This is a genomic window from Pseudoalteromonas neustonica (assembly GCF_001653135.1).
GTDB lineage: Bacteria > Pseudomonadota > Gammaproteobacteria > Enterobacterales > Alteromonadaceae > Pseudoalteromonas > Pseudoalteromonas neustonica.
In genome coordinates, this window is the sequence record NZ_BDDS01000003.1 from 43,515 (window position 1) to 62,138 (window position 18,624).

General features: G+C 39.6%; 17 protein-coding genes. 9 read left to right on the forward strand and 8 right to left on the reverse strand.

Features of this window, described 5'->3' with window-relative positions; genetic code table 11:
• The first annotated feature begins 2 nt into the window (after nucleotides 1–2).
• The 5 genes from ispG (at nucleotide 3) to der (ending at nucleotide 5,893) form a co-directional block, all read left to right on the forward strand.
• Complete coding sequence (ispG, locus tag A7967_RS06040; protein ID WP_054204080.1) at nucleotides 3–1,121, forward strand: flavodoxin-dependent (E)-4-hydroxy-3-methylbut-2-enyl-diphosphate synthase; 1,119 nt, start codon at nucleotides 3–5, stop codon at nucleotides 1,119–1,121.
• Between the two features lie 127 nt (nucleotides 1,122–1,248).
• The gene (gene hisS, locus A7967_RS06045; protein ID WP_054204079.1) at nucleotides 1,249–2,529 is read left to right on the forward strand and encodes a histidine--tRNA ligase; all 1,281 of its coding nucleotides are present in this window, start codon (nucleotides 1,249–1,251) and stop codon (nucleotides 2,527–2,529) included.
• 18 nt (nucleotides 2,530–2,547) lie between these two features.
• A complete protein-coding gene (locus A7967_RS06050) occupies nucleotides 2,548–3,168 on the forward strand; it encodes a YfgM family protein (protein ID WP_054204078.1) in 621 nt (206 codons plus the stop codon).
• Between the two features lie 9 nt (nucleotides 3,169–3,177).
• Nucleotides 3,178–4,356: an outer membrane protein assembly factor BamB gene (gene bamB / locus A7967_RS06055; protein WP_064435516.1), complete on the forward strand. Its 1,179-nt coding sequence runs from the start codon at nucleotides 3,178–3,180 to the stop codon at nucleotides 4,354–4,356.
• 73 nt (nucleotides 4,357–4,429) lie between these two features.
• Nucleotides 4,430–5,893: a ribosome biogenesis GTPase Der gene (gene der, locus A7967_RS06060; protein WP_054204076.1), complete on the forward strand. Its 1,464-nt coding sequence runs from the start codon at nucleotides 4,430–4,432 to the stop codon at nucleotides 5,891–5,893.
• Between the two features lie 128 nt (nucleotides 5,894–6,021).
• On the opposite strand, the gene A7967_RS06065 is transcribed toward der, so the two are convergent.
• Genes A7967_RS06065 through A7967_RS06080 form a run of 4 tightly spaced genes read right to left on the reverse strand, consistent with a single transcriptional unit; the run spans nucleotide 6,022 to nucleotide 12,916 of the window.
• Nucleotides 6,022–7,173, reverse strand: a complete 1,152-nt coding sequence (locus A7967_RS06065) for a cytochrome-c peroxidase (RefSeq protein WP_064435517.1) — start codon at nucleotides 7,171–7,173, stop codon at nucleotides 6,022–6,024.
• The gene (locus tag A7967_RS06070) at nucleotides 7,173–7,403 is read right to left on the reverse strand and encodes a hypothetical protein (RefSeq protein ID WP_054204073.1); all 231 of its coding nucleotides are present in this window, start codon (nucleotides 7,401–7,403) and stop codon (nucleotides 7,173–7,175) included. Before A7967_RS06070 ends, A7967_RS06065 begins: the two co-directional genes overlap by 1 nt.
• A 12-nt stretch (nucleotides 7,404–7,415) precedes the next feature.
• The gene (locus A7967_RS06075) at nucleotides 7,416–10,109 is read right to left on the reverse strand and encodes a TonB-dependent receptor plug domain-containing protein (protein WP_064435518.1); all 2,694 of its coding nucleotides are present in this window, start codon (nucleotides 10,107–10,109) and stop codon (nucleotides 7,416–7,418) included.
• On the reverse strand, nucleotides 10,109–12,916 hold the full coding sequence (locus A7967_RS06080; protein ID WP_064435519.1) for a cadherin-like domain-containing protein: 2,808 nt from the start codon (nucleotides 12,914–12,916) through the stop codon (nucleotides 10,109–10,111). The genes A7967_RS06075 and A7967_RS06080 overlap by 1 nt, the downstream gene beginning before the upstream one ends.
• 160 nt (nucleotides 12,917–13,076) lie before the next feature.
• On the opposite strand from A7967_RS06080, the gene A7967_RS06085 reads away from it, so the two are divergent.
• Nucleotides 13,077–13,457, forward strand: coding sequence for a VOC family protein (locus A7967_RS06085; protein WP_054204185.1), 381 nt, complete (start codon nucleotides 13,077–13,079; stop codon nucleotides 13,455–13,457).
• 107 nt (nucleotides 13,458–13,564) lie between these two features.
• A complete protein-coding gene (locus A7967_RS06090) occupies nucleotides 13,565–13,801 on the forward strand; it encodes a hypothetical protein (protein WP_054204070.1) in 237 nt (78 codons plus the stop codon).
• A 24-nt stretch (nucleotides 13,802–13,825) separates the two neighbouring features.
• Here A7967_RS06090 and A7967_RS06095 read toward each other — a convergent pair whose 3' ends face one another.
• From A7967_RS06095 to A7967_RS06105, 3 genes are all read right to left on the reverse strand, one after another.
• Nucleotides 13,826–14,419: a DUF4202 domain-containing protein gene (locus A7967_RS06095; protein WP_082379007.1), complete on the reverse strand. Its 594-nt coding sequence runs from the start codon at nucleotides 14,417–14,419 to the stop codon at nucleotides 13,826–13,828.
• A 109-nt stretch (nucleotides 14,420–14,528) separates the two neighbouring features.
• Nucleotides 14,529–14,993: a mechanosensitive ion channel family protein gene (locus A7967_RS06100; RefSeq protein ID WP_054204068.1), complete on the reverse strand. Its 465-nt coding sequence runs from the start codon at nucleotides 14,991–14,993 to the stop codon at nucleotides 14,529–14,531.
• Between the two features lie 8 nt (nucleotides 14,994–15,001).
• Entirely contained in the window at nucleotides 15,002–15,472 is a 471-nt protein-coding gene (locus A7967_RS06105) for a TlpA family protein disulfide reductase (protein ID WP_064435520.1), read from the reverse strand.
• Between the two features lie 239 nt (nucleotides 15,473–15,711).
• Between A7967_RS06105 and A7967_RS06110 the strand changes: the two genes are divergently transcribed.
• Entirely contained in the window at nucleotides 15,712–16,401 is a 690-nt protein-coding gene (locus A7967_RS06110) for a hypothetical protein (RefSeq protein WP_054204066.1), read from the forward strand.
• A gap of 288 nt (nucleotides 16,402–16,689) precedes the next feature.
• Complete coding sequence (locus A7967_RS06115; RefSeq protein WP_054452354.1) at nucleotides 16,690–17,178, forward strand: hypothetical protein; 489 nt, start codon at nucleotides 16,690–16,692, stop codon at nucleotides 17,176–17,178.
• Here the strand turns inward: A7967_RS06115 and A7967_RS06120 are convergent.
• Nucleotides 17,175–18,380, reverse strand: a complete 1,206-nt coding sequence (locus tag A7967_RS06120; protein WP_054204064.1) for an anhydro-N-acetylmuramic acid kinase — start codon at nucleotides 18,378–18,380, stop codon at nucleotides 17,175–17,177. The two genes, A7967_RS06115 and A7967_RS06120, sit on opposite strands and share 4 nt — an antisense overlap.
• Nucleotides 18,381–18,624 lie beyond the last annotated feature (244 nt).

Below are 18,624 nucleotides of genomic sequence, written 5' to 3' on the forward strand. Positions count from 1 at the left end.
CTATGTTTTCAGAATCTCCAATCAAACGCAGAAAGTCAACGCGTATAAATGTAGGTAATGTACCTATCGGTGATGGTGCCCCGATTGCCGTGCAGTCAATGACCAACACCGATACTATGGATGTTGATGCAACCGTTGCACAAATTCAGGCAATTCAAGATGCGGGCGCAGATATTGTGCGCGTATCTGTGCCAACCATGGATGCGGCCGACGCATTTAGAAGTATAAAAGAGCAAGTAACTATCCCGCTTGTCGCAGACATTCATTTTGACTACCGTATTGCGCTCAAAGTAGCGAAATATGGTGTAGATTGCCTGCGTATTAATCCGGGCAATATCGGCAGCGAAGAACGTATTCGTGCGGTCGTTGACTCTGCTCGTGAGCACAATATTCCCATTCGTATTGGTGTTAATGGCGGCTCGTTAGAGCGCGATTTGCAAGAAAAATATGGCGAGCCTACACCAGAGGCTTTGCTTGAATCAGCCATGCGCCATGTGAATATTTTGCGCCGCCTCGATTTCGACCAATTTAAAATATCAGTAAAGGCCTCTGACGTATTTTTAGCGGTTGGCGCATACCGCCTGCTCGCGAAAGAAATTGACCAACCTTTACATCTTGGCATTACAGAAGCTGGCGGCATGCGTTCTGGCTCAGTTAAGTCTGCAGTTGGCTTAGGTATGTTACTTGCCGAGGGCATTGGCGATACTTTACGTGTCTCCTTGGCGGCTGATCCTGTGCAAGAAATCAAAGTCGGTTTTGATATTCTAAAATCATTACGAATTCGTTCTCGTGGGATTAATTTTATTGCGTGCCCAAGCTGTTCTCGCCAAGAGTTTGATGTGGTTAGCACCATGAATGCACTTGAAGAACGCTTGGAAGATATCATCGAGCCGGTGTCGGTGTCGGTCATTGGTTGCGTAGTAAATGGCCCAGGTGAAGCACTTGTCAGTGACATTGGTTTAGCCGGTGCAAACCGCCGTTCAGGCCTTTATATCAATGGTGAGCGCCAAAAAGCCCGCATTGATAACAACAATATTGTTGATCAGCTCGAAGGTTATGTACGTGACTTTATCGCCGAAAAAGAAAAACAGACCCCAATTGACATAAAAATCGTCGAATAAAGTCAATATAGTCGGCAAACTGGGTGGTTTGCCGCACGCATGCCAGCTATAATGGCGGGTCAATTTTTAGCATTCTTGTTGTGTAGTCTTTTATTTATTACACAAAAACAGTTTTTAGGATTTATCAGTGGCAAAACAAATTCAGGCAGTTCGCGGTATGAACGATTGTCTGCCAGGCGATACACAAGTTTGGCAGAAAGTAGAAAACATTTTACGCGAGACGGTAGCATCGTTCGGTTATCAAGAAATTCGTTTTCCAATTGTAGAATCAACCGATCTTTTTAAGCGCTCTATTGGTGAAGTAACCGATATTGTAGAAAAAGAAATGTATACCTTTGCAGATCGTAATGGCGACTTACTAACCTTGCGCCCTGAAGGTACTGCAGTGTGTGTTCGTGCAGGTAACCAAAACGGTTTACTGTATAACCAAGAGCAACGCCTTTGGTATATGGGCCCAATGTTTCGTCATGAGCGTCCGCAAAAAGGCCGTTATCGTCAATTTCATCAGTTTGGTTTAGAAACGTTTGGTATTGCCAGTGCTGATATTGATGCAGAAGTGATATTACTAACTGCACAATTATGGCAAGCATTTGGTATTAATGAACACGTTCGTTTAGAGCTTAATTCTTTAGGTTCGAATGAAGCGCGCGCTGATTACCGTGATGCATTAGTTGCTTATTTAGAGCAACATATTGATGTACTCGATGAAGACTCAAAACGTCGTATGCATTCAAACCCTTTGCGTGTACTTGATAGTAAAAACCCAGACGTACAAGCCATCTTAACTGATGCGCCTAAACTGTCTGAGCACTTAGATGCTGAATCAAAAGCACATTTTGAAAATTTATGTGAACGTTTAGACGCAGCTGGCGTCATATACACGGTTAATGAAAAGCTCGTACGCGGCCTTGATTACTATAACCGCACTGTTTTTGAGTGGGTAACAGACAGCCTAGGTGCACAAGGTACTGTATGTGCCGGTGGGCGTTACGATGGTTTAGTTGAACAGCTTGGCGGTAAAGCCACTCCTGCTGTGGGCTTTGCTATGGGACTTGAGCGTTTAGTACTATTGTTACAAGCTTTAGAATGTGTTGGTGACATTCGCCGTAATGCTGATGTATATTTGGCGGCAATGGGCGATAAAGCAAGTATTCAAGCGCCACTTATTGCGGCTAAATTACGTGCTGAAGTACCTGGCCTGCGAGTTATGGTTCACGCAGGTGGTGGTAACTTTAAAAAGCAATTAAAACGTGCCGATAAAAGTGATGCAGTGGTTGCACTGATCATTGGCGATGACGAATTAGAACAAGGCGTTGTGACTGTTAAATATTTACGAGAACGTAAAGAGCAAGTCACATTAGAATTAGAACAAATTAAAACGCTGTTAGCTGAGCTTGTGCAAAGCTAAATAGTATAAGAGGTAAGAATGGATATTTATTCAACAGAAGAACAACAAGCTGAAGCAATTAAGCGCTTTTTCCGTGAAAATGGCCTATCACTTGCGCTTGGCGTAATTGTTGGTTTAGGTGGTTTGTATGGCTGGAAAGCCTATAACCAGAATCAACTAACCACGGCTGAATCCGCATCAGATGCCTACACTCAACTAGTTGAAGGTGGCGAAGTTCTTGGTGCTGCTGATCAGTTTATCGCTGATAATAAAGATACTAACTACAGCGTACTTGCCGCTTTTGTTGCTGCAAAAGAAGCCGTTGAACAAGATAAATTAGATGTTGCCAGCGAAAAATTAAACTGGATTATCAGCAACGTTGCTAATAGCGACTTAAAAGCAACTGCGACGACACGTTTAGCACGAGTTCAAATTGCACAACAGCAATATGACCAAGCATTAACAACATTAAATACCACGCTATCGCCTGCATTTGCAGCTGCAGTGGCTGAGTTACAAGGTGATGTTTACACAGCTCAAGGTAAACAAGAGCAAGCTCGTACGGCGTATCAAAGTGCCGCAGATGCAGGTGGCCTTGAGAATAACCCATTATTGCAAATCAAACTTGATGACTTGGCAGTAACTAGCCCAGCGGCATAAGGGGTTACCATGAAAAAATTAACAGCAGCAAGTATCGCTTTATGTATGGCTACCCTAATGGGTTGCTCATCTAGCGATGACGAAGAAGAACTCATATTACCTGAAATCGTTAATCAATTTGAAACCGACGTAGTGTGGCAAGAAAGTATTGGCGATGGTGTAGAACATTATTTTTCTCGTCTTACGCCAGCCGTTTACAATGATCGTGTTTTTGTAGCAAACCGTGAAGGTGAAGTCGAAGCTCTATCACTGGTTAATGGTGATACTATTTGGCAAACTGACGTACGTGAAAATACAACATTTTGGCCATGGGAAAGTGACGTCAGTGCAAAACTCTCTGGTGGTATTTTACAAGCTTATGGCAAAATATTTATCGGCTCTGAGCACGGCTATTTAACAGCGCTTGACCGTGAAACAGGTGAAATTGTTTGGCGTAAAACAGTCCCTGGTGAAGTATTATCTAAACCAGCGGCAGGCGATGGCCTTATTTTTGTTAATTTAGGTTCTGGTAAATTACTTGCCCTACACCCTGATACTGGCGAAGAGCGCTGGAGTCATGAGCAAGAAGTACCAGCACTAACATTACGTGGGCAAAGCTCACCAACCGTTGCTAACGGTGGTGTATTAGTTGGCCTTGAAACAGGCAAACTAAGTGTATTTATTTCTGAAAGCGGTTACTCAGCATGGAGTTCTGAAATAGCAACAGCAAAAGGCTCATCAGAGTTTGAACGCCTAGTTGATGTTGACACGCAACCACTGATCAGCGGACCTTACGCGTATGCTATTGCCTATAATGGTAATTTAGCCGCTGTTGATATTCGCTCAGGTAACGTTGTATGGAAACGCGAGTACAGTAGTTACCGTGAGATGTCTATGGATGGACAAACTATCTATGTAGTAGATAGTGACGGCGTTGTATATGCACTTGATAAAAGCTCTGGCATTGAACGCTGGAGTCAACCGGCCCTTCGTGGTTGGTATTTAACAGGGCCTGCGGTAGCAGGAAATTATTTAGCATTAGGCGACCAAGAAGGTTACTTACATTGGCTAAATAAAGAGTCAGGCGAGCTTGTATCGCGTGAAGACTTCGACAGTTCAGGTTTCTTTGTTGAGCCAGTTGTTGCGGACGACAAACTGATTTTATACACCCGAGATGGTGAAGTAAGTGCGGTAAAAATTCCGAACTAACTTACTAATACTAAATGTATTTTTTTAAGGCTTCGCACTGCGAAGCCTTTGTTGTTTTTTTAAGAGGTAGTTTATGCTTCCCGTGATCGCTCTAGTCGGGCGACCCAATGTGGGCAAATCCACATTATTTAACCGTTTAACACGTACTCGTGACGCACTCGTTGCCGATTTCCCGGGCCTTACACGAGATAGAAAATATGGCCAAGCTAATTACGATGGCTATGAATTTATCGTGGTAGACACGGGTGGTATCGATGGCTCAGAAAAAGGCATTGAAATCGAGATGGCTGATCAATCGCTACTCGCGATTGAAGAAGCTGACATCGTATTATTCTTAGTTGATGCGCGCGTAGGTATGACGGTGGCTGATCAAGCCATTGCAAACCATTTACGCAAACAAGAGAAGAAAAGCTTTGTTGTTGCCAACAAAACCGATGGTATTGATGCCGATTCAAACTGCGCTGAGTTTTATCAATTATCGTTAGGCGAAGTACACCATATTGCTGCAGCACATGGCCGCGGTATCACTTTGTTACTTGAGCAAACTTTGCAGCCCGTGATCGCTGAGTTATCAGCATTAAATGATGATGGCACTGGTGATGACGAAGAACTTGTAGATTTATACGCTGAAGATGGCGAAGAGATTGAGCAAGAAGCGTTTGCTGATAAGCCAGTGAAATTGGCTATCATTGGTCGCCCTAATGTTGGTAAGTCAACGCTAACTAACCGTATATTGGGTGAAGAGCGGGTTATTGTTTATGATATGCCAGGCACAACACGCGACTCTATTTACATTCCAATGACGCGTAATGAAAAAGAGTACGTATTAATCGATACCGCTGGTGTTCGTAAACGTAAAAAAGTAAGTGATGTCGTTGAAAAGTTCTCAGTGATCAAAACACTACAAGCAATCGAAGATTGTAACGTCGTGTTATTGGTTGTTGATGCGCGTGACGGTATTTCTGATCAAGATTTAAGCTTACTTGGCTTTGCTTTAAACTCTGGTCGTTCACTGGTTATTGCCGTGAATAAATGGGATGGTCTGGATGACTACGTCAAAGACCGTATCAAATCTGAGCTTGATCGTCGTTTAGGCTTTATTGACTTCGCACGCTTACACTTTATCTCTGCTTTGCATGGTACGGGGGTTGGCCATTTATTTGAGTCAATTGACGAAGCTTATGCCTCAGCAACTAAACGTATCAGCACCGCTATGCTACGTCGTATCATGGATATGGCACAAGCCGATCACCAGCCACCGCTTGTTCGTGGTCGTCGTGTGAAGCTTAAATATGCCCATGCAGGTGGTTATAATCCGCCACGTATTGTGATCCACGGTAACCAAGTACATGATTTACCTGATAGCTATAAACGCTACCTGATGAACTACTACCGTAAAGCACTAAAAATTATGGGCACGCCAATCAAAATTGAATTTAGAGAAGGCGAAAACCCATTTGCAGGACGTACTAATAAAGTAACGCTTTCGCAAAAACGTAAGATCCGCGCGTTTAGTAAAGAAAACCGCAATAAATAGTAAGCTGTAAGCTGTAAGCTGTAAGCTGTAAGCTGTAAGCTGTAAGCTGTAAGCTGTAAAATTAAACCTTGTAGAGTGCGTCTCTACAAGGTTTTTTTTATGGCTCACTATAATTTTTACTTACCATTTCATTTTGATCGCGATAAGAATGAAAAATGCGGGCCTCTTGCTGGGTGAGCTGTAATGGCATTTAAAAACGCCTCTAGCGCTTTCATTTCTTCTGTGGTCAGTAATAAAGGCTGCAAAATGGGTGATGTTTCAGGGAAAAACACATCATTTTTGTCCTTAGGGATCCGTACGCCTCCTGCATTATAAATATTGATAATACCTTCCATGCTTGCAAATAAACCATTGTGCATCCAAGGTTTAGTGTTCATCACCCCACGAAGACTAGGCGTTTTAAATTTACCTACATCATCAGGCATACCGGTGATGTTAAATAATCCAAGGTCTTCGTACTCCCTTTTATAGTAAGTAAGACCGATATTGTGAAATTTGTTATCTGAAAAAAGTGCGCCAGAATGACAGTTCATACATCGCGCTTTGGTTCTAAATAAGTGCATCCCCCACAACGCTTGATCGCTTAATTTTTTAGCGTAAAAGTCCTTCTTTTTGGGGTCCTCTTGCGTAATTGCATGCATAAAATAATCAAAGTCTGCATTACGTGAACGAATAGTCCGTTGAAAAGTCGCCAACGCTTTTGCGACATCACTCACTTCAATTATGTTTTTGCCAAACACCTCATTGAACTTACTTTTATAGTACGCGTTAATATTTAACCTTAGCCCTAACTCAAACAGCCGAAAATTCATTTCGTTGCTATCTTGTATTGGCATTAACGCTTGTTGCTCTAATGAGTTTGCTCTGCCATCCCAAAATAAGGTTTCCCAAAGCGCTGCATTTTCAATACTGGGCGCATTACGTTTACCAAAACGACGACTATGACCAAACGACACTTCACGACCATCTGCCCAACCTAAATCTCTATCGTGACAACTCGCACAGGCTATATGCTTAGATGAAGATAAAATAGGATCGTGAAATAGCGCTTCCCCTAGTCGCATTTTAACCACTGAAAAAGGGTTTGATTCAGGAAATATGATCGCTGGTAATAAACCAATCTCATGATGCGCAATACCAGGGTCTAAAAAAGGCTTTGGCCACTTATCGCTAGGTTGAAGGTATTGCTCACGTAGAGATTCAAAGTTAATAGGCTGAGCACTTAAATTAAATGCCCCGCTTATTAACACAACTAAAAATAAATAAGCGGGTTTAAACATTACTTATTTTTTTCTAATGAGAAGGTTTTACCATCAGCTGCAACAAGCTTTTTTACTTCATCAATGTGTAATTCATTTATATCAATACACATATCTTCGCGTTTTTTTCTTGCCGACAGTAGCGCTGCAGGTTCAGAAATAAACCGCTCGATTTTAATCGCGTGCGTGTCAGCGTCTGCGTTATAGCACAGCTGCGTAGCCGTAAGGGTTAATACAAGTAGTGATGTCATAATAGTTTCCTCTTAATAATCTAAATTAATGCCTAACCAAAAGCGTCGTCCAAGTTCGACACCTGTTGTATAAGGGCTAACTTGATGCGTGCGTTTGTTTAAAATATTTTCACCTTCAAAACTTAAAGTCATCGTGTAATCACGTGCTACTACTAACGAGTATTTAACGCTACCGCTGAGTAACCAAAAACTTGGCCGTTTTTCTATTCGATACACGGGGTATTCTTTTCTGTTTGGTGCACAGCCATCGCAGATGGAGGTAGCTTCATTGACTGATTTTGTGGTGCCTGTTGCGTAAACCACATCCTGCGCACCATTAAAGCGCGCATAGGCAGACAGCTGCCAATTACCAAAATCGCCACCCCAACTTAAATTAGCGATTATTGGACGGTTAAAATCTTGTTTTTCAAGCTCCATATCATGACGAGTAATTAAATGATAAGTATCGTTCACACTTCGACTACTCAATTCATAATTATCAGATCTTAAATAAACCAGTTCATTATCGTCATACGAAAAATTTAGGAAATAATCGTTGCTGTTAATATAAGTGCGCGTTTCGCCATCGAATTGATCAGCGCTTGTGGTATTACTTGCATGTGATACATTAAACTCAATATGTTGATTATCGTATGTTGCCATCCACGAAAGGCTATAACGTTGATACTCGCTACTGCCTGAGTTAGCCCCATATAATATTGCCTCACCTAGGTCATTGGTTCCTCTAACGCGATTTATACTGTCTTGTTGATCACGATACAGCCACTTTAACTCGAGCGTTCCACCGAACAGTTGATGTCGATAAGCGGCTGTGAGTTCATCACTAAACGGGGTTTCTAAATCATTATAAACATAGCGATAACCACTGTTCGTAAGTGAAGCTTGCCATTGCTGAGGCCGATGCTGATAAATAGCCCTCACTTCACTGTGGGTTGGGAGCATCGCTTCATTTAATTTATAATTAATTGCATCACTTGCGTAATAGCGATTTGCACCAAGTACAATTTTGCCATCTCCTTCAAACAGCGAAACAGTGCCGCGTAGACGAGGTGCTAAATTATGATTAGTAAAAAAGTCATTGTAATCGTACCTAAAGCCCAATGTTAATGAGTAGTTTTGCCACTCAAGTTGATTCTCAAGATAGGCTGAAAACACATTTACTTGCGCTTCTGCTTTAGCTTTTGGCGTTACTTGGCGACTTTGAAAATATTGCCCTGTTTGTTGAATATTACTTTGATACAGTAAAAAATCGTCATTGTTTTGCAGATCAAGTGGACGTCCTAGCTCTTTTTCTAGATCAGCGATAGATCTGTAAAGCTGTGTTTCTACGCAATCAAGCTGATACCCTGCACAATCAACCATCGGGGAAATAATTGACCCGTTATACACTATGGCATCTTCTAAACGATCAAATACAGATGTTTGCTGCTCTAGTGAATAACCTATTGAAAGCCTATAATCACCGTCCAATACTTTTGCTAAAGGGATTTCAAAATCCTGTTTAGCGCTAAGTGTTTGTTGAGTTTTCTTGATATCGCCAAAGCCACCTTCCAGACTGTTTATAGACCCATCATATTCACCCCAACTTTTACCTGCGGTATTTAACCAGGTGTACCATGCTGAATTCGCGTTTTTTGAGTTTTCACTGCTGCGCCAGCTTAATTGAGAGTTAATATAGCCCCAGCTTCTATCTGCTTGCCAAGTAAGTGCCGCATTTGTGCCCCCACCTTCAATGGTATAATCGCTATTACGCGCATTAACATCAAAGTAATTTCCCTTATAAGGCGCGAATAAATAGCTCAGTGAAATATCATCATTTGCAGTTAAGGCATAATCAAATTTAATAAAACCATTGTGGTTAATTTGTTCTTGCAAGCTTAACGCACCTAATTGCTCTAAGCTTTCTTGCGATTCTAGGTATTGAAACTGTGCCACAACACCGAGCTTATCGGTAACTGGTGCTGAAATATAAGTACTAAAATCGCGTTTTTGAAACACCGCATTGTCTAAGATGTCTGAGCCATCAAAATCAGGTGAGTAATAATTATGATACTCGACCCAGTCATCAGCCGTTTGCCGATAGCTTACCCCAAACGATAACTTATCAAGCGCTTTACGAGTTTGTGCTTGTACTAAACCACCGTTAAAATTGCCGTATTTGGCAGGAATATTACTATCGTAAACCTCTATACTTTCAATTAGGTCAAGGTTCAAAAACACTTCTTGGCTATGACCTGCAACATCTTGGAGTAAATTTCTATCGGTGTTCCCTGCTACATTGTTTAAGTTTGAATTATTCGAAACACCATCAATGAGGTAAGCAGTAGCACGACCATTAGCGCCTGAAATAGACACTTCAGCGGGTTTAATATTGCTTACTTGTTCAGCCGTGTAAGCAGACTCTCCATATTGCACGCCGGGTAAAACACCTAAAAGATCATTTAAATTACCATTGCCAAAACGATAATCTTTAATTAACTTACGATCTAACGTATATACACCCTGACTCCCCATGGAGATAGGATTTAACTTTTCTCCCTTAACCTCTATAACTTCAATATTTTTAACACAATGAGAATCTTGACCATCGCATGTTTCATAACGACTATCGGTAATCTCTTTCTCATCACTTGCGCTTTGCTGTGCATAAATAGGCGTCGTTAGCGCAAGGCTAACAACACCTAGAGTAAAGTTTATAAAACTCATTACTGACGTGTCTTATCTAATGGGTAAGCATCAGTTAGATCATCAACACCATCGTTATCACTATCTAAATCAAGTTCAATTGTAGACTCTTCAATCATTTGCTCACTTGCATACGGTAAGAAGAAGTTTGCTTTACCATCGTTATCTGTATCTACGGTGGCAATGTTATCCCCCGTAAACGCATCAAACTGGCTTAGGGATTCAATCACAGAAGTCAAAATAGAGTCGTGCTCAACCACCCCAAGTGAATCTTTGTCTTTTAGCTCAATTGCACTATCAAATTGCCCAATTGCCAAGTATTGCTCAGCAAACTGTGGATAATATTGTAACTGCGTTTGTAGTGAGGCTTCATCTAAACGAGTGATATTCCATTTCACTAAATCTGCCCATAAAGTTGCCGACTCTTCACGAAGCTGCTGATAATTATCAATTCTCCCAGCTTGTCTAAGCAATAACCTATAGTAGGATTCAAAGCGGTAATCATCTTTTGTAGTGGTTGCTTCAAAATAGTCTTGTGTCACTGAAAACTGATATTCACTGCTTACCAACGACTCTATTTCTTTAATTAGTTCTACATATTCAGTGTAATGAGTCAGCGCTGTAGCAAAGTCACCGCCGTAGGCAAAAGCAGCAGCTAGTTTACCTGTGTCTCTTAATTTTTGCGTAATTTGACTGTCATCGTATGCTGTAATAAAGCTTTGTGCTTTTTCAACTAGTGGGCTTACTAGTTCAGCTTGTCCTAATAAATAATGGTATTTAATCAAATCAATACTTGAATCAACAATGTGGTTAGCGGTTACATCTGTACCACTGACTTGCCCATATTTTTGCAATGAAATTTCGCGGCACACCGTTAAGGTTGATACGGCTTGATCGATGTACTTTTGCTCATCCGTAAAGTTGATTATTGTTGATAGCTGATTCAGTATAAGCTGACACCCCGTGACACCAGTAACAAATGGTTGTTTTGCTATATTTTGCGCTAAATATTTTTCAGAACTTAAAACGCTTAAACCCTCTGCGATGTATTTTGCTGCATCGGCGTAACGTCCTTGCTCAATCAAAATTGCAGAACCACCAGGGTTAGAACTATTAAAAGACGTAATTGTTGTAAATAAATTTCTTAAATCACTCTCATCTTTTTGTGCAAGAATTAGCGCTAAACTTTCATCTGCATCTTCAATGCTGCGCACATATGCAAATAAACGTGCTTCCTCTGCATCTTCTTTAGCCCAATTATAGTGAAAACTATCTTTGTCAAACTTACTTAATAGTACTGTTTCAATATCTATTTCGGGATAAAGTGTCACCAAATGCTTGGCGTAGTCTACTAGTCCAAAAGGGTACTCGGTAAGGGTAACTTGCGCATATTCATCTGCTTCTCGAAGGTATGTATTATCGTAATCAACAACGCCATTTAAGGCTAATGCGTCCGCTATTGCATTTTTTGCGTCATTTATTTCATTTAATGTTATGTAGTTTTCTACAACATTAGTTAATGCTACAAGGCGTATACTGTAATATTTTTCCCCTTCATTGCCATTTCTGTCGTTCGACACATAGCTGTAACCTATTTTATTGGCAAATGTATATAGTCTATCCGCCATATTTTTAGCATACTGAAAATCTTGCTCAGTACGGGTTTCAAGCCAAATATTTATTACATCTTCAACCGTATCTCTAAATCCAAAAAATAATCGCAGCGCTTGAGTAGTCTGTTCTTCATCAAGGGCTGAGCTTAATAAAATATCTAGAATATTATAGCTTTGTAGTGCAAGTGTTGGCTCACCCGCGTTTAGGTATGACTCAGCTAAAGAGTAGAAAAAGTCTTGGTCGTCTGCTGTAAATGCAGAAATGCCTTTGGTCGCAATATAGGCAGAGTATAAGTTACTTGCCTCTAATCTAAGCTCATTCGCTCTTTCAAGTTTACCTAATAAAGTGTATTGATTAGCAACATTAACAAGTGCTAAAGCGCGTATTTCATCACGAATAATGCTGTCTTGTGTAATTAAACGCTCTGCCTCGTTCTCTAAACCAGCTTCTGCGTACCCTATTGCCAAAGCTGAGTTTACTTCACCAATATTAATGTCATTTTGTAACGTAGTAGTAAGCTGCTCTGAGCGCTTTAAATGTGATTGTTCTGACGCGTAATAATAATAAGCACGATCTGAATTAGTCGATAAATTAGCCGATATTTCGAGTGTTTTACTTACAATACCACCGTTTCCATCATCAACAGTTAGTTCAAAGTTATCAACTGCATTGGTCAAAGCAGTCGGCGTATAGGTAATTTCACCCGTGTCTGAATTAAGCGTAAGCTCACCATTAACGGCTTGTTTTGAAATTGTATATTTAAGTGTATCTGCATCGATATCTGTAGCGGTTACCGTTCCAACTTTTGTCTCGCCGCCACTAACCTGAACTTTATCTATACTAATAACAGGGGTATCATTCACTGCTAACACGTCGATTGATACTGTTGTTGTTGCAGAGCCTTTGCCATCAGACACCATCACTTGAAACGAGTCAGCGCCGTTAAAGTTGCTATCCGGTAAATACGTCACCTCGCCGGTGCTGGTATTAACATTCACGCTACCATTACTCGCAGCATTCGCTAAAGAGTAACTAAGTTGATCATTGTCTACGTCTGTTCCATTTACCGTTAATGTCACGTTTGAATCTTCATTTAATGATGAAGAATACGTCGCCTGAGAAAATTGTGGTGCGGAGTTTGACTCAGAACCTGAGCCGCCACACCCACTTAGAAGTATTGTGCTTATTGCTATAGATAAAAATTTTAATTTCATGTCAATCCCCTGTCAATTTGACGCAGATCCTAATGCAACTCATTATCATTTTCAATAGCAATTTGAGTATTAATTCTAATTTTTTATTTGCGCTCAAATAATTTATTAAAATAGCGTCAATAGGCTATGTTTAATGTATGAAGGTGATTTTAGGAATAATATGCAATTTATGACTAACGTTATCTATGTTGATAACGTGGAAGAAACATTAGATTTTTATTATCAAGCGTTTGGTTTTATTACTTTTTCATTAAGTGATAACGCTGAGTACGGTGAACTTGATACCGGCAATGTAAAAATAGCATTTGCTAATCACCCCTATGCGCAAGCTCATTTTAAACAAGGCTATATTCGCGCGCACCCAAAGCAGCCCGCATTGGGGTTTGAGCTGCGTTTTACATGTAATAATTTAAGTGAAAGCTATGATAAAGCAGTATTAGCTGGGGCTGAACCACTTTGTCCACCCTGTCAAAAAGAATCTCTCCATTATGCTTACGTGCGTGCAACTGAAGGCACTTTGATCTGTTTAGTGCAGCTTTAGGACGTTCATCAAAACACCATTAAAGTTTAACAAAGCAGCAATATAAGCCACACGCTGCTGTCATCAAATTTCCTTATCTTAGCGGTAGTTTAAATAAGGAGGTGAAAATGAATACGCTACTACTTACACTAATGCTATTAAGTCCAAATGAAGCTCAATTAAATGAACAAGTAAACCTGCAAACAACGCAAGTATTAAACGCTCTACAAAAACAGACAACTATTGAACTGAAAAATCAAATTAAAGAAACACTGGAAAATATGGAATTGACCCTACCGCTGGCTGTTAATAAACTAACTGTAGCCAAACTACATACTGAAAAAAAGCAACTTAGCGAAGACTAAGTTGCTTTTTCACTCATAAGAATATTATTTTCCTGACAATGCTTTTTCAATCAATGGCACTAAAGGTTGAGGTAAAATCACATGCCCCCCGAGTACAAATTCATGTGCTTCTATAGACATTTTTTGCCATGTACGCTGCAAAATACCTATCCATTTTTGCTCGTCGTAATCTGGCTTTGTTTGTGCAAATGCCAACATGTAGTGCTCAATAAACACCAGACTGGCAATATCTTCCACTAATTGGCTATCAGGATTACGTTTGATTTGCTTTTTAGCCACCGCTTCATACACGCGCTGTTGATCAACCTCAGAGCACCCCACTTGTTGCATGAGTTCAACCACTGTTTTTGCATGAAAAACATACAATGCACTGCGCCACTGATGATAACCCTGCTTATCCATAGGAAAATCACTGCGCGGCGAACACCAACGTTTAATATGCTGAGCTCTAACGGCAATATGCATTAACGGATCAGCATCAACGTTAAAACGGTTCAACATCTGCGTCATACGCTCTGAATACAGTCGCTCTTTAGGCCAGTTTTTTCCTGCAAACTCTTCACAGTTTGGATCTTCGCTGTTCGCTTCATCAATTAACGCTATCACATGTTCAAACATTCGGGTGGTCACTACGGTTAAATTTATAGACTATTTTAATCAGCTCATTAGTAATTAGCTAGTTGAAAGAACAGAAGATCTTCCATGCGGTGTAAAAATTATTAAACTGTTACGGGTTATTTATTGTGACTTTATTGCTAAGAATTAATGAGTTGGGTACTAAGTGACGACAACCATCTGTTTTTAAGGTAATGTATCTGAGGTTTAAATCAACAACCACGCCTTTGCAGCTAGCGACTTCGATACTATCACCTAATTTAATAGGCCGATAAAGCACAATCATAATACCTGCGACTAAGTTAGATATTGCATCTTTAAGCGCAAATCCCAGTGCAAACCCCGTTAATCCTAATCCTGCTACTAAACCCGTCACATCAAAGTCGAGTTTTGATAAAGCCAGAACTGTACCAATAAAAATCAGAATCGCTTTTTGTGAATTTGAAATCAACCTGAAGGATTCCGCTGTATTACCATCAAAACGGCGTTCAATTTTTTTTAATGCAAAGTGAATTATCAAACTCACAAATAAAAAAACCGCGAAGACCGTTATCGCTGCAATAATTTTATCACTCATTAAGTCAGTTACTCTTCATCAAAATTTGTTAAATCGATAACAAGGGAGTTTTTAGGTTTTTCAACAACACGGCTTAGCTCTTTACCTTCTTGCATGACGATCATTGTTGCCGTGTATTTTAGTTCATGTGCCGGTGCAACACCTGCAGGGTCTTTCTTGTTATACCCCACTGCAATTAGCTGCAAACTATTCACGGCCACTTTTGATTTTTCTAATAATTTGAGTAAACGAGGCACTTCACGCTGGCTATCATGACACCAAGTACCAAATAGCACCAAAATGTCTTTTCCTGCTAATTTTTGGATTAATTCGAGTTCATCTGACGTTGCTGTAAAGCGCTCATACTCTTGGCTAAACTTATTGTAATCTGCCAATAAAGTAGACGCTGAAATATCACCACTAAATGGCGCTTCATCACTGGCGCTGGCGCTCCAAGACAAACACACCAAAGTACATAACATAAGTAAATTTTTAAGCATAATTAAATTCTTTTATGAGTTAATGCGGTGACTATACCCAAACAGTAAAATAATGCGAGTGTCTAAAATAGATAGGCATCATTTATAATCAAAACCTTCAATATCAATTAACCCTTCATGCCATCCATAACTGCGGGTAAATCACAGCAATGTCGACAATAACAGCTAAAATAAAATATTTAACTTGAAATGAACAAATTAAAACAATACATTGTCGACAATAATTTCAGGGAGATAATATGTGGTATAACTTATTTGGAACAATCAACACACTCTTTATTTTTGTTAGTCTATATGGCGTTTTTTTGCAGTTAAATAAAATTTGGGCAAGAAAAAAAGATGGAGAACCTAGTGCGACTAATGTTTTATCTCAAAACCAGTTCACAATGAGCTTTCTAGCATATTTTTCTTTTTTTATATACGGATACAGCATAGAGCCATTAAATCATTACATCGTGTGGCCAAGGCTTATTGCTTCAATATTGGTTACTTTAATATTATTTGAAATGTGGCTCGACCGAAAATCAAAAACTTCATATTTTTGCATTTTATTCATCGGATGTAGTTTTATCTTTGGCATTACAGGGTTTATTTTCAAAGACAACTTTTCTGGTCAAAGTGAAAATTTGTCTACAATCTTGATTTTGGTAATAACCTTTTTATTAGCCCAAGGCTATATCCACCAAATAAAGTTAATTATGAATACAGGAAACACTGGCGCAATCGATATCCGAATGAGTCAATTTATTTTAATGATGGACGTTTCCACTATAGCATTCGCGATATCAATGGGCATCAGTCAAGGTTGGCCTTTAATTGTACTTGCTTTAGTGAGCGGTATAACTAAAATAATTATCATGTATTTATTCAGATGGGTTCGCATTAGTCCACTAGCTGAGTTTCGCAGGGCCTACAATAAGTCACTATAGCTTTTAAGTTAAGCACTCAAGCAACCTCAAAATGGAGCGTCACTTTTAAACCAAACAACTGGACGATAGATAGGAGCCTATTCTCATATACCCTGATTAAGAAAGGTAAGATTTTAAAGATCTGAGCTTATAGTGACAGTAACTATCCCTATTTGAAGCTAGAAGTAACTAATTTTCATAAATGTACGTTTAAATAATACTGTTTTAATCAATAGTCATAATTCTGTAATTTAAATAGTGGATACTTTCTATCCGATATAATTAATCACGTACAGACGACACACACAAATGACAGCTCCCATGGTGCAACTTGCATTTGCACTGCAATCTTATGAAGATCCATTATCAGCAGCTATGGCACATACCACTGAGTATGATCCGTTAATATTGCATGCAAATTCAGATCATAAAATTAGTTTTTTATGTGTATTACCTGATGATGCCCATGAAGGTGACATAATTTCGTTAAGTGCAACACATTTAGCGGCTAGAAATGCACGCTATTTTGTGACGTATACGTTAAAACAAGCTGATTTAGAACAAGGCACAATCATTTTAGCGTTTGATAAAGTAACCTGTAGCGATGATTACGTATTACAAATGATGTTACATGGCTTACATGCAACGCTCAAAGACAGCGCTCAATTTGACGTCTCAGTGAATGCATTTAAGTGTGGTTACGTATCTGACGATCCTACACCACTGGCACTCACTAAAAGCCTTTCGTTTCGCCAGTATCTAAGCAGCTTTAGTAGCTCATTTTTATCTTTTTTTTAATCTGCAAAACTAATTTTACCCATTGTAATATTGGGGATCCCTTGTGTTTGATTGCCAAAACGCTGTTTTTCCCCCGCAAGACACTCATTCGCTAAAATCGCAAATAATACCGCTTCTTTTGCATCAGGGTTAATACCTAGTGCCTGAGTATTCTTGATCTCGTCAAGTTGTGGGCATAATGCCAAAATATGTTTCATGAGTAATGGGTTATGAATTCCACCGCCACTTGCGTATACCTGGACATTACTTAGGTTAACGCTACATTGATTAATGGCATTAGCGATAACCTGCGCTGAAAAACGATTTAAAGTTGCCATCACATCAAAATGGCTTAAATGCGTTGTCTCACTTGCTGCCTGTGCTGTCGCTAAATACTGTAAATTAAAGACTTCGGGCCCGGTAGTTTTGGGAAAACCCAATGCAAAAAATGTGTTTTCACATAATGCATCAAGTAATCGTTGATTAATTGAGCCTTGATTTGCGACTAACGAATCACGGTCGTAATGCAGTGGTGCAAAGAAACGCTGAATATACGCATCCATGATGGTATTACCTGGACCGATATCTGAACTAAAAACCGCCTCTGGATCTGCACTTTTAGGCAAGTATGTTAAGTTCGCAATTCCTCCCATATTAAGTAAAATGCGATTTTCTGCGGGGCTAGTAAAAAACAAATAATCACCATATACCGCCAGTGGTGCGCCTTCGCCTCCTGCTGCAATATGCTTTTGGCGAAAATCACCGATTGTAGTGATGCCTGTTGTGACTGCTAGATGGTCGCTATCTCCAATTTGCAAAGTACCATGCTTAAAATCAGCATGTTGATGCTGACTTTTAGGGCAGTGGTATATTGTTTGCCCATGACTTGCTATAACGTCTATATCCTTTGCGCCTAGCTGCCACTTAGCTAGGCATTGGTTAACTATTTTTCCATGTAAAACGCCAATCCACGGATTTAATAAAGTAACGAGTTCAAGGTCGCAGTCGCGCTTTGCGAATACGGTTTTTATTTTTTGTTTGTAATCATCATCATAATCAACTGTTTCAAAAGCAAGCAACTCAATCTGAGTATTCATTCCATTGCCTGACATTTTACATAATGCGACATCAAGCCCATCTAATGATGTTCCGCTCATCAAACCTATTATTAGTTTTTGTTGTTTTTTTGCGCTGTTATAAAGCGCTAATATGTGCTGATGCATTTTATATGCCCTTGAATATCAATATATAAATTAGAATAAATACAAACCAACCCAAGGAATACTTTATACCTTACAAGTTAAGAATGAAAGAATAATTATTGCAAACAACTATGAAATGCTTTAAAACTAGGCATTCTATCAATTGTATTAAATAAGTAACCAGTGAGAGCTGCGAATTAACAGCGTGCAACATTGAATCGTATTTTAATGCAAAGATATTTTACATGCTTAGCCAATGCATGTA